Origin of the sequence: Rhodanobacter sp. PCA2 (genome assembly GCF_013620825.1) — a bacterium.
GTDB lineage: Bacteria > Pseudomonadota > Gammaproteobacteria > Xanthomonadales > Rhodanobacteraceae > Rhodanobacter_A.
Window position 1 is genome coordinate 1 of the sequence record NZ_NJIC01000005.1, and the last position, 11158, is coordinate 11158.

An 11158-nucleotide genomic window follows, 5' to 3' on the forward strand; every position below is an offset into this window, starting at 1 on the left:
CTGCGCGGCATGGCGGACGCCGCGGGCATGCGCGCAGCGATGCGCCAGGCGCTGGCGGACGAACTGCTGGTGTTCACCAGCCCCGCCGCGGTGCGCTACGCCGCCGCGCTGGCGCCGCTGCGCACGCGTGCCACGGTGCTCGCGGTGGGGCGTGGCACGGCGCAGGCGTTGCGCCGGCAGGGTGTGCTGGCGCAGGCGCCGTCGCGGCAGGACAGCGACGGCCTGCTCGACCTGCCGGCGGCGCGTGACTTGCGCGGCCGGCGCGTGGCGCTGGTCGGCGCGCCCGGCGGCCGTGGCGTGTTGCGCGGGCAACTGGCGGCGCGCGGCGCACGCCTGCGCGAACTGCAGGTGTACCGGCGCGTGCCGCCGCGGCTGGATCGCCGGCACGTCGAGGCCGTGCTGGCGTTGCCGCGCTCGGCGCGGGTGCTGCTCTCCAGCGCCGAGGCGCTGCGCAATCTCGTGGACCTGCTGCCGGCGTCCGCACTGGCGCGCTTGTGCGCGGCCGTGGCGGTGGCGAGCAGCGCGCGACTGGCGCAGGCGGCGCGCGAAGCGGGTTTCGCGCGCATCGTGCAGGCGGAATCCGCGCTGGCGGCCGACCTGCTCGCTGCGGCAGCGCGCCGCTGATCGTTTCACGGGCACGCAACGAACCTCCGGGGCCTGCCTGTTAGCATGCCGGCATGAACGAACGCGAACCTGCATCCTCGACCACGCCTGCCGCCGCGCCGCGTGCCGCCCAACCCTCTCCGCGCAACGCCGCGTCGCGCGGCAGCAGCGTGGCGCTGGCCTTGCTGCTGGCGCTGCTGGCCTTGCTGGCAGCGTTCTACGTGGGTTGGCGCCAGTGGCAGCAGCGCCAGGGACACACCGCCGATGCGCAGACGCTGGATGCGCTGGCGCAGCGCGTCAGCGCGCTGGAGGCCACGCTCGCCAGCGTCAGCGGCGGTCGCGCGGACCTCGCCCACCGGCTCGACGCGGCCGACCAGTCGAACCGCGCGCTGCAGGCGTCCCAGCAGAACCAGGACGATCGCCTGCGGCAGTTGGAGCAGGCGGTGAGCAAGCTGTCCGAGAACACGCTTTCCGCGCACGACGCCAGCCTGCTTGGCGAGACCGAGTCGCTGCTGCGCATGGGCAAGGCGCGCTACGAGTTGTTCCACGACGCGCAGGGCGCCGCCGACGCATACGCGCTGGCGGGGCAGACCGTGTCCGCGGTGAACGACAACGCGTTCGCCGGCCTGCGCCAGAGCATAGAGAGCGAGCGCCGCGCGCTGCTCGCCAGCCAGCCGGCCAGCCAGGCCGACGCGCTGGCCCGGCTCACCGCCTTGCGCGGCGAGCTGCCCGGCCTGCCCCTGAAGCCGCTGGATGCGACGCCCGGCGCCGCGTCGGGTCCCTGGGCGCGGATCGGCCATGCGCTGGCCGGCGTGGTCAGCGTGCAGCGCGACAACGGCGCGCCGCTGGCGGTGGCCGACGCGCGCTTCGCCCGCGAGCTGGCGGCGCTGGATCTCGCGCAGGCGCAGGCCGCCTTGCTCGCGCACGATCCCAAGGCCTGGACCGCGGCGCTGCAGCGCGCCGACGCCTGGCTCGCCAGCCAGTTCGACGACAGTGCCGAGTCCGTGCAGCAGGCGCGTGCCACGCTCAGGCAACTGGCCGGCGCGCTGCCGGAGAACACGCCGGTGCAACTTGGCGCCGCGCTCAACGAGCTGCGCAATCTGCGCGAAGTGCATTCGCTGTCGAACAGCCCCGCGCCGGCGGCCAGCTCCGCGGGAGCCGCGCGATGAACCTGTGGCGCTGGATCCTGCTGCTGGTGGTCGTCGCCGCGCTGGCCGCGTTCGGCTGGCACTGGGTGGCGGTCGATCCCGGCTATGTGCTGGTGCGCCTGCACGGCTGGCGCGTGCAGACCACGGTGGTCGCCGCCGTCATCATCCTGCTGCTGGCCTGGGCCGCGCTGGTCACCGCGTGGCGGCTGCTGCGCTGGCCGTTCGGCGCCTTGTCGCGGCGCCACCGCCGGCTCAGCCGCAAGCGGCTGGCCGAGGGCCTGATCGCGCTGATGGAAGGCCGCCACGGCGACGCCGAGCGCGACCTCAACCGCGCCTCGCGGCTGGACGCGCTGCGCGGCGTGTCGTTGCTGGCTTCCGCCGAAGCGTCCTCGCGTCGCGGCGAACACGGTCGCGCGCTGGAGATCCTGGCGGAAGCCTCGCAGGCCGCGCCGCAGGCGGCCCGCGTGCTGCGCGCCCGCGTGCTGCGCCGCGACGGCAAGTCGGCCGAGGCGCTGGCGCTGCTGGCGCCGGATGCCGACAAGGGCGCGTTGCCGCCCGGGGGCTGGCGCGAACTGGCGCTGTCCGCGCTGGCCGCGGGCGACACCCGTCGCGCGCTTTCCGCGCTGGAGCCGCTGCAGAAAAGCGGCGCGCTCGGCGCGCGCAGCTACACCATGCTGGAAGCGAAGGTGCTGGCGGCCGCGATCGACGCCGCGCCCGACGGCGCCGCGCTGAACACGCTGTGGTCGCAACTGCCGAAGACCCAGCGTCGCGCAACCGCCGCGATCGACGCCTATGCGCGCCGTGCCGCCGGTTTCGGGCTGGTGCTGCCCGCGATGGATGAACTGGAATCCGCGCTGCGCCGCGAATGGTCGCCGGAACTCGTGGAAGCCTACGGCGTGCTCGCCGGCGGCGATCTCGACGCCCGCCTGCGCCGCGCCGAAGGCTGGCTGGCCCTGCACCCGAACGATCCCGCGCTGCTGCTCGCCGTGGGCCGCATCTGCGTGCGCTCCAGGCTGTGGGGCAAGGCCCGCCAGTTCCTCGAACGCTCGCTCGCGTTGCAGCCCGGCGCCGGCGCCTGGGAGGCGCTGGGCGACGCCTGGCAGGGCCAGGGCGACGCCGCCCAGGCGCAGCGCTGCTACCGCAACGCGCTGGCGATGGCCCGCGGCGACATCGTGAGCCCGGCCGCCAGCGCGGTCCCGGGCGTGATCGACACCAACGCGATCGCGCTGGAAGAGCGCGACGAGCACGGGGTGCCGCGGCTGCGCGGATAGACCCGCCCGGCGCACCCGCGCGAGGCCGTCGATGCGGCATGCGGACGTCCCTGCCGCGGGCGTGGAGCCGCATCGTTCTTTTAGGAATATTCCTATGGTGGGGCGTCGATCGCCCGACGCATACTCGTCGCGCAGTTCAGTTCATGCATCGCGACTATTCCAATAAGAGAGAGACATCATGGGCTTCGTAGCGTGGATCGTGGTGGGCGCCGTGGCCGGCTGGCTGGCCGGCGTGGTGGTCAAGGGCGGCGGCTTCGGCCTGCTCGTCGATATCCTGGTGGGTATCGTCGGCGCCTTCATCGGCGGCTGGCTGTTTGGCGCCCTGGGCATTTCGCTGGGCAGCGGATGGATCGGTTCGACCATCACCGCCGTCATCGGCGCCGTGATCCTGCTGTTCGTGATTCGCCTGTTCAAACGGGCATAGGCACACGGGAGTGTCGTGACGATTCGTCACCAGCTCCATTCCGGACGGAGCGGGAAAAGCCCCCTTTATGGGGGCTTTTCTTTTTCGGCTGTTCGGATCTACAGCGCCGTGAGGTTGGCGTAGGCCGCCACCAGCCATTTGCTGCCCGCGTCCTCGAAGTTCACCTGCAGCCGCATGTGCGCGCCGCTGCCTTCGGCGCTGACCACCACGCCTTCGCCGAAACTGGGGTGGCTGACGCGCTGGCCCAGCTTGACCGGCAGCTCTTCCTGCAGCGGCGCGTGGTCGATGTAGCGGGCGGCGCCCGCGTACAGCGGGCGGCTCACCTGCACGCGCGGGCGCACTTCGTCGATCAGTTCCGCGGGCATCTCGGCGAGGAAGCGCGAGGGGCGCGCCAGCATCTCGGTGCCGTGCATGCGGCGTGATTCCGCGTAGCTGATGACCAGGCGCTCGCGGGCGCGCGTGATGCCCACGTAGGCGAGGCGGCGTTCCTCTTCCAGCCGGCCCTCGTCCTCGGTGGAGCGCTGGCTGGGGAACAGGCCTTCCTCCAGCCCCACGAGGAACACCAGCGGGAACTCCAGCCCCTTGGCGGAATGCAGCGTCATCAGCTGCACGCAGTCGTCCCAGGCCTCGCCCTGGCCTTCGCCGGCTTCCAGCGCGGCGTGCGACAGGAACGCGGACAGCTCGTCGAGGCCGGCGTCGATGTCTTCCTGCGTGCGCTCGAAGCGGCTCGCCACGTTGACCAGTTCGTCGAGATTCTCGATGCGCGCCTCGCCGTTGCCGCGGCTGTCCTTTTCGTAGTGGTCGCGCAGGCCGGTGTGGGTGAGGACGTGGTCGATCTGTTCGGCCAGCGGCAGGCCTGGATTCCCCTCTCCCTCCGGGAGAGGGGTTGGGGGTGAGGGTTCGGGTGGGGTGGAAGTTTCCGGCAAGCCCGGCCCCTCACCCCGACCCTCTCCTCGCTCCTCAAAGCCGGCGCCATCCATGGCGCCTCCCCGCGTGCCCCGAAGGGGAGAGGGAGAAAAGTCGCGGGCCATGCCATCGATCAGGATCAGGAAACCCTTCACCGCATTCTTCGCGCGGCCGGCGAGTTCGCCGCCGGCAAGTTCGGCGAGCACGGCTTCCCACAGCGAGTGGCCGTCGTGGCGGGCGCGGCGGCGCAGCACGTCGAGCGTGCGGTCGCCGATGCCGCGCGGCGGCGTGTTCACGGCGCGCTCGAACGAGGCGTCGTCGTGGCGGTTGGCGGTGAGGCGCAGGTAGGCCAGTGCGTCCTTGATCTCGGCGCGCTCGAAGAAGCGCTGGCCGCCGTAGACGCGATAGGGGATGTTGCGCTGGGTGAGCTGTTCCTCGAAGTTGCGCGACTGCGCGTTGGAGCGGTAGAGGATGGCGCAGTCCTTCGCGCTGCCGTGTTCGGCGATGTATTCGCGGATGCGCTCGATCACGAAGCGCGCCTCGTCCTGCTCGTTGTAGGCGGCGTACAGCGCGATGCGCTCGCCGTCGTCGCCGGCGGTCCACAGCTCCTTGCCGAGGCGGCCGCCGTTGCGCGCGATCACCTGGTTGGCGGCCTTCAGGATGGTGGCGGTGGAGCGGTAGTTCTGTTCCAGCTTGATCGTGCGCGCGCCGGGGAAGTCCTTGAGGAACTGCTGCATGTTCTCCACCCGCGCGCCGCGCCAGCCGTAGATCGACTGGTCGTCGTCGCCCACCGCGAACACCTTGCCGGTACTGCCGGCGAGCACGCGTATCCACGCGTACTGCAGCGTGTTGGTGTCCTGGAACTCATCGATCAGCAGGTGCCGCCAGCGGTTCTGGTAGTGCTCCAGCACGGCCGGGTGCTTCAGCCACAGCTCGTGCGCGCGCAGCAGCAGCTCGGCGAAATCGACCAGGCCGGCGCGGCGGCAGGCATCCTCGTAGGCCTGGTAGATGCGCACCAGCGTGGCGGTGACGGGGTGGTCGCGATGCTCGATGGCGTCGGGGCGCTTGCCCTCGTCCTTCCAGCCGTTGATGGTCCAGGTGGCCTGGCGCGGCGGAAAGCGCGCCTCGTCCAGCCCCAGCCCGGTGACCACGCGCTTGACCAGCCGCTGCTGGTCGTCGGCGTCGAGGATCTGGAAGCCTTCGGGCAGGCCGGCCTCGCGCGCATGCCGCCGCAACAGGCGATGGGCGATGCCGTGGAAGGTACCCACAGTGAGGCCCTGGGTGCCGCCGGGAATCAGGCTGTCCAGCCGCCCGCGCATCTCGCCCGCGGCCTTGTTGGTGAAGGTGACGGCGAGGATCGCCCACGGCGGCACGCGCTCCACCTGCATCAGCCAGCCGATGCGGTGGGTGAGCACGCGGGTCTTGCCGGAGCCGGCGCCGGCAAGGACGAGGTAGTGGCCGGGCGGGGCGCAGACGGCTTCGCGCTGCGCGTCGTTGAGCGAGTCGATCAGGTGCGAGACATCCATCGCACCCATTGTAGCGGCTGGCTGCCGGCGCTTTCGGGCGCTCAGTTCTTCCGCACGAAGCCGCCGATCGCCAGCGCCGCGCCGACCACGATGCCGGCGAAGCCCACCCATTGCGGCACCGCCCGGTCGTGCGTGGCGGTGACCTTGGCCGAGCCCAGCTGCACCAGCGTGTCGGTCTGCTGGTAGCTGCCGTGGCCGAACACCACCCAGAGGCCGGCGGCGAGCAGGACGAGGCCGATGATGATCAGTGCGAAGCGCATGGTTTCTTCCCCTTGGGATGAGCGTGCGGCGAGTATGCCGGTCCGGTCCGTGCAGATGAAGTGGAGGGCGCTCCCGGTCGTGCGCATGGGTGGCGGCCGGGAGGCGGGGCAAAAAAAGGCCCCGAAGGCCAGGGGGTGCCTTCGGGGCCGGGGGAGGCGGAAACCCAGGGGAGAGGCTCCGCGTCCGGTTGGCTGTCCAGGGAGGTGAGCAGCCACGGATGCCGTTGCGTGCATCCGATGATTGAGAACGCACGAATCCGGAAAAGTTCTACAAACCGGCGAAAAAATTTTTTGGCCGGTTCATTTCACGGGAAAAAAACAAATGGCGCGCTTTTCTCAGTGCGCCTCGTCCCAGTTCGCGCCCACTCCCACGTCGACCAGCAGCGGCACGGCCAGTTCCGCGGCGCCCTGCATGCGTTCGCGCACCGCTTCGCGCACCTCGTCAACCGAATCGGCGCGCACTTCGAATACCAGTTCGTCGTGCACCTGCATCAGCATGTGGGCGTCGTCGCGGGTTTTCAGCCAGGCGGCCACGGCGATCATCGCGCGCTTGATGATGTCGGCGGCGCTGCCCTGCATCGGCGCGTTCACCGCGGCGCGCTCGGCGCCGGCGCGGTGGGCCTGGTTGCGCGACTGCAGGTTCTCCAGGTACAGGCGGCGGCCGAAGATGGTCTCCACGTAGCCGTCGCGGTGCGCCTGCTGGCGGGTGGCCTCCATGAACGCGTGCACGCCGGGGTAGCGGGCGAAGTAGCGCGCCATGTAGTCGCTGGCTTCGCCGCGGTCGATGCCCAACTGGCGAGCGAGGCCGAACGCGCTCATGCCGTACATCAGACCGAAGTTGATCGCCTTGGCGGCGCGGCGCTGGTTCGCGGTCACCTCATCGGGCTTGAGGCCGAACACTTCGGCGGCGGTGGCGCGGTGCACGTCGCCGCCTTCGTGGAAGGCCTTCAGCAGGCCCTCGTCGCCGGAAAGGTGGGCCATGATGCGCAGTTCGATCTGCGAGTAGTCCGCCGCCATCACCTTCCAGCCGGGCGGCGCGATGAAGGCCTGGCGGATGCGGCGACCTTCCTCGGTGCGCACCGGGATGTTCTGCAGGTTCGGGTCGGTGGAGGAAATGCGGCCCGTGGCCACCGCGCCCTGGTGGTAGCTGGTGTGCACGCGGCCGGTGCGCGGGTTCACCGTGCCGGCCAGCTTGTCGGTGTAGGTGGAGCGCAGCTTGGCGAGGCCGCGGTAGTCGAGGATCAGCTTCGGCAACGGGTGCGCATCGGCGATCGCTTCCAGCGCCTCCTCGTTCGTGGAGGGCTGGCCGGTGGGCGTCTTGAGCCGCACCGGCAGGCCAAGTTCGTCGAACAGGATCGCCTGCAGCTGCTTGGGCGAATCGAGGTTGAACTCGCGGCCGGCTTCCTTCCACGCCTGCTGCTGCAGCTCCAGCATGCGCTTGCCCAACTGTTGGCTCTGCTTGCGCAGTTCGTCCACGTCGATCAGCACACCGCGCTGCTCCATGCCGGCCAGCACGGGCACCAGCGGTATCTCTATGTCCTGGTACACCTTGCGCAGGCTGGGCACGCTTTCCAGCTTGGGCCACAGCGCGTGGTGCAGGCGCAGGGTGACGTCGGCGTCCTCGGCGGCGTAGCGGCAGGCGGTGTCCAGGTCCACCTGCGAGAACGAAATCTGCTTCGCGCCCTTGCCGGCCACGTCCTCGTATTTCACGGTGTCGTAGCCGAGGTATTTCTTCGCCAGCGAATCCATGTCGTGCCGTGTGGCGGTGGCGTTCCACACGTAGGACTCCAGCATGGTGTCGTGGCGCACGCCGGCCACCGCGATGCCGTAGTGCGAGAGGATGTTGATGTCGTACTTCGCATGCTGGCCGAGCTTGGGGCGGCTCGCGTCCTCGAACACGGGCTTCAGCGCGGCGAGCACCGCGTCGCGCGGCAGTTGCGCGGGCGCGCCGGGGTAGTCGTGGGCCAGCGGGATGTAGCAGGCCTTGCCGGCTTCCACCGCCAGCGACAGGCCGACGATGTCGGCCTGCATCGGGTCGATGCTGGTGGTCTCGGTGTCGAAGGCGATCAGCGGCGCGGTGTGCAGCTTTTCCAGCCAGGCGTCGAGTTGCGCTTGCGTGGTGACGAGTTCGTATTCGCCCGGTGCGGCGAGGTCTGCCGGCTGTGCATCGGAGCCGGGAGCAGCGTCCCGCTCCCCCTGGGAGAGGGGTTGGGGCGAGGGTTCGGTGGTGGCGCGCGCTTCGGGCACACCCGCACCCCCGGCCCCTTTCCCGGAGGGAGCGGGGAGCAAAGCATTCGCACCCGCGTCGAGTTCCTTCAGCGCCGCCTTGAACTCGTAGCGCGTGTACAGCTCGCGCAGCGTCGCCGCGTCCGCCTCGCGCAGCGCGAGATCGGTGGGGGCAAGCTCCAGTTCCACGTCGGTCTTGATCGTCACCAGTTCGCGCGACAGCGGCAGCTGCGGCAGCGTGGCGCGCAGGCTCTCGCCGATCTTGCCGCCGACCTGGTCGGCGCTGGCGATCACGCCGTCCAGCGAGCCGTATTCGGTCAGCCATTTCACCGCGGTCTTGGGGCCGCACTTGGGCACGCCGGGCACGTTGTCCACCGCGTCGCCCACCAGGGTGAGGTAGTCGACGATGCGTTCGGGTGGCACGCCGAATTTTTCCAGCACGCCGGCGCGATCCATCGTGGTGCTGGTCATGGTGTTGACCAGGGTGACGCCAGAGCCCACCAACTGGGCCATGTCCTTGTCGCCCGTGGAGATCTCCACCTCGATGCCGGCACGTTGCGCCTGCACGGCCAGCGTGCCGATCACGTCGTCGGCCTCGACCCCGGGCACGCGCAGGATGGGAAAACCCAGCGCGCCCACGACCGCCAGCATCGGCTCGATCTGGGCGCGCAAGTCGTCCGGCATCGGCGGCCGGTTCGCCTTGTAGTGCTCGTACATCGCGTCGCGGAACGTGGGGCCGGAGGCGTCGGCGACGAAGGCGGCGTAGTCGGGCCGCGCCTTCAGCGTGGCGCGCAGCATGTTGAACACGCCGAACAGCGCGCCGGTGGGCTCGCCCTGCGCGTTGGACAGCGGCGGCAGCGCGTGGAAGGCGCGGTAGAGATAGGCGGAGCCGTCGATCAGGATGAGCTTGGGCATGGGATGCTCGGATCCTTTCAGGTGCAGCGGACATGATGCCCGCAAGGCCCGCCGGATGACACCTGCACGCGCGGCATGCGGCGCGAGCGCGCGGTTCACGGGGGGACGGTGGACGCGCTGCTATGCTGGACGCCCCAACGAGGTCGCCGTGATGAAACCTGCCGCCTGTCTGCTCGCCCTCTCTGCCTTCGTCGCGCTGCCGGTCTGCGCCCAATCCACCAGCCAGCAGCCGCCGAAGTTCGCGCCGGTGCCGCCGCCGCCGGGCATGAACGACCCGGGCGCCAAGGCCGTGGCGCCGCCGGTCCGGCCCGCTTCCGCCGGCACCAGCGGCAGCTCGCCGGCCGAGGTCACCGCCACGCCGTTGCCCGGCAAGCCCATCCCGCTGCCGGCGCTGCCGGGCGACAAGGGCGCGCCGCAGACGGCGGACCGCTCGGCGGCGGATGATGTCACCGTGCACACCGAGGGCGACACGGTCTACCAGGAATACCGCCGCAGCGGCCGCGTCTACATGGTGGTGGTCACCCAGAAGAACGGCCTGTCCTACACCTACATGGTGGACAACAACGGCGTGATGCGGGCCACCGAGGGCGCACCGCCGGTGCGCCCGGTGATGTACAAGATCCTGGAGTGGGGCGGCAGCAAGCCGCCCGTCTCCGACAACGGTGCGCAGGGCGACGGCGGCCGCTGAGCGTCCGCCGCGGCGCGCTCGACCGGCAGGCGTGAGACGAGGGCGCGGGCCGCGGGCTTGATCGGCGCCCGCCGCATCGCTGCAATACGCGCTTCCCCCTGCCGGTGCCACGCATGTTCCGTCGCTTCCTGCCCGACCGCTTCACCAGCGCGCTGCTGCTGACCGTCCTGCTGGCCAGTGTGCTGCCGTGCCGCGGCGACTGGGCCACGGTGTTCGGCTGGATCACCGATGCGGCGATCGCGCTGCTGTTCTTCCTGCACGGGGCGAAGCTGTCGCGGCAGGCGGTGCTGGCGGGCATCACCCACTGGCGGCTGCACCTGGTCGTGCTGGCCAGCACCTTCGTGCTGTTTCCGCTGCTGGGCTGGGCGTTGCGTCCGCTGCTGGCGCCGCTGGTGACGCCGGGGCTGTATCTGGGCGTGCTGTTCCTCTGCGCGCTGCCGTCCACGGTGCAGTCGTCGATCGCGTTCACCTCGATCGCGCGCGGCAACGTCTCCGCCGCGGTGTGCGCGGCTTCGCTGTCCAGCCTGCTGGGCATCTTCATCACGCCGCTGCTGGTGGGCGTGCTGCTGGAGACGCATGGCGGGGGCGGCATGTCGTGGCATGCGGTGGGCGAGATCGTGCTGCAGCTGCTGGTGCCGTTCGTGGCGGGGCAGGTGGCGCAGCACTGGATCGGCGGCTGGGTGCAGACGCATCGCCCGCTGGTCGGGCTGGTCGACCAGGGTTCCATCCTGCTGGTGGTGTACACCGCGTTCAGCGCGTCGGTATTGCAGGGGCTGTGGCGGCAGGTGCCGCTGCCGGTGCTGGGCGGATTGCTGGTGGTGAACGCGGTGCTGCTGGCGCTCGCGCTGCTGGCGACGCGCTACGGCGCGCGGGCGCTGGGCTTCGGCAAGGAAGACGAGATCACCATCGTGTTCTGCGGCTCCAAGAAGAGCCTCGCCAGCGGCGTGCCGATGGCCAAGGTGCTGTTCGCCGGCCATCCGCTGGGCCTGATCGTGTTGCCGATCATGCTGTTCCACCAGCTGCAGTTGATGGTGTGCGCGGTGCTGGCGCGGCGGTACGCGCGACGTGGTGCGGCGGCGATGGGCGAGGGGGATGTGGCGCCGGCGGATTGATTTGCCGTGCGAGGGCGGGGCGCCCCCCCCCCCCCCCCCCCCCCGCGCCGGGGGGGGGGGGGGGGGGGGGGGGGGGGGG

9 protein-coding genes are annotated in these 11158 nt (G+C 70.9%); 6 read left to right on the plus strand and 3 right to left on the minus strand.

The window, feature by feature from the left end:
• From PCA_RS01180 to PCA_RS01195, 4 genes are all read left to right on the plus strand, one after another.
• Positions 1–624: uroporphyrinogen-III synthase (locus tag PCA_RS01180; protein ID WP_181300289.1), on the plus strand; the 624-nt coding region annotated here is incomplete at its 5' end.
• A gap of 53 nt (positions 625–677) precedes the next feature.
• Positions 678–1772, plus strand: a complete 1095-nt coding sequence (locus PCA_RS01185) for a uroporphyrinogen-III C-methyltransferase (protein WP_181300290.1) — start codon at positions 678–680, stop codon at positions 1770–1772.
• A complete protein-coding gene (locus PCA_RS01190; protein ID WP_181300291.1) occupies positions 1769–3022 on the plus strand; it encodes a heme biosynthesis HemY N-terminal domain-containing protein in 1254 nt (417 codons plus the stop codon). The genes PCA_RS01185 and PCA_RS01190 overlap by 4 nt, the downstream gene beginning before the upstream one ends.
• A gap of 178 nt (positions 3023–3200) precedes the next feature.
• Entirely contained in the window at positions 3201–3446 is a 246-nt protein-coding gene (locus PCA_RS01195) for a GlsB/YeaQ/YmgE family stress response membrane protein (protein WP_181300292.1), read from the plus strand.
• Positions 3447–3544: 98 nt separating this feature from the next.
• Here the strand turns inward: PCA_RS01195 and PCA_RS01200 are convergent, their stop codons facing one another.
• The 3 genes from PCA_RS01200 to polA all read right to left on the minus strand — a co-directional run bounded on the left by PCA_RS01200 (position 3545) and on the right by polA (position 9279).
• Positions 3545–5878 carry an ATP-dependent DNA helicase gene (locus PCA_RS01200; protein WP_181300293.1) on the minus strand — a complete coding sequence of 778 codons (2334 nt, stop codon included), beginning with the start codon at positions 5876–5878 and terminating at the stop codon, positions 3545–3547.
• Between the two features lie 41 nt (positions 5879–5919).
• Positions 5920–6138 carry a hypothetical protein gene (locus PCA_RS01205; protein ID WP_181300294.1) on the minus strand — a complete coding sequence of 73 codons (219 nt, stop codon included), beginning with the start codon at positions 6136–6138 and terminating at the stop codon, positions 5920–5922.
• 336 nt (positions 6139–6474) lie between these two features.
• Complete coding sequence (polA, locus tag PCA_RS01210; protein ID WP_181300295.1) at positions 6475–9279, minus strand: DNA polymerase I; 2805 nt, start codon at positions 9277–9279, stop codon at positions 6475–6477.
• Between the two features lie 151 nt (positions 9280–9430).
• On the opposite strand from polA, the gene PCA_RS01215 reads away from it, so the two are divergent.
• Positions 9431–9967: a DUF2782 domain-containing protein gene (locus PCA_RS01215; RefSeq protein ID WP_181300296.1), complete on the plus strand. Its 537-nt coding sequence runs from the start codon at positions 9431–9433 to the stop codon at positions 9965–9967.
• Between the two features lie 113 nt (positions 9968–10080).
• On the plus strand, positions 10081–11079 hold the full coding sequence (locus tag PCA_RS01220) for a bile acid:sodium symporter family protein (protein ID WP_181300297.1): 999 nt from the start codon (positions 10081–10083) through the stop codon (positions 11077–11079).
• Positions 11080–11158 lie beyond the last annotated feature (79 nt).

Bases quoted from the DNA above. Each gene is read 5' to 3' on its own strand.
- PCA_RS01185 (WP_181300290.1), top strand. From the start codon at position 678: ATGAACGAACGCGAACCTGCATCCTCGACCACGCCTGCCGCCGCGCCG.
- PCA_RS01190 (WP_181300291.1), top strand. From the start codon at position 1,769: ATGAACCTGTGGCGCTGGATCCTGCTGCTGGTGGTCGTCGCCGCGCTG.
- PCA_RS01195 (WP_181300292.1), top strand. From the start codon at position 3,201: ATGGGCTTCGTAGCGTGGATCGTGGTGGGCGCCGTGGCCGGCTGGCTG.
- PCA_RS01200 (WP_181300293.1), bottom strand. From the start codon at position 5,878: ATGGATGTCTCGCACCTGATCGACTCGCTCAACGACGCGCAGCGCGAA.
- PCA_RS01205 (WP_181300294.1), bottom strand. From the start codon at position 6,138: ATGCGCTTCGCACTGATCATCATCGGCCTCGTCCTGCTCGCCGCCGGC.
- polA (WP_181300295.1), bottom strand. From the start codon at position 9,279: ATGCCCAAGCTCATCCTGATCGACGGCTCCGCCTATCTCTACCGCGCC.
- PCA_RS01215 (WP_181300296.1), top strand. From the start codon at position 9,431: ATGAAACCTGCCGCCTGTCTGCTCGCCCTCTCTGCCTTCGTCGCGCTG.
- PCA_RS01220 (WP_181300297.1), top strand. From the start codon at position 10,081: ATGTTCCGTCGCTTCCTGCCCGACCGCTTCACCAGCGCGCTGCTGCTG.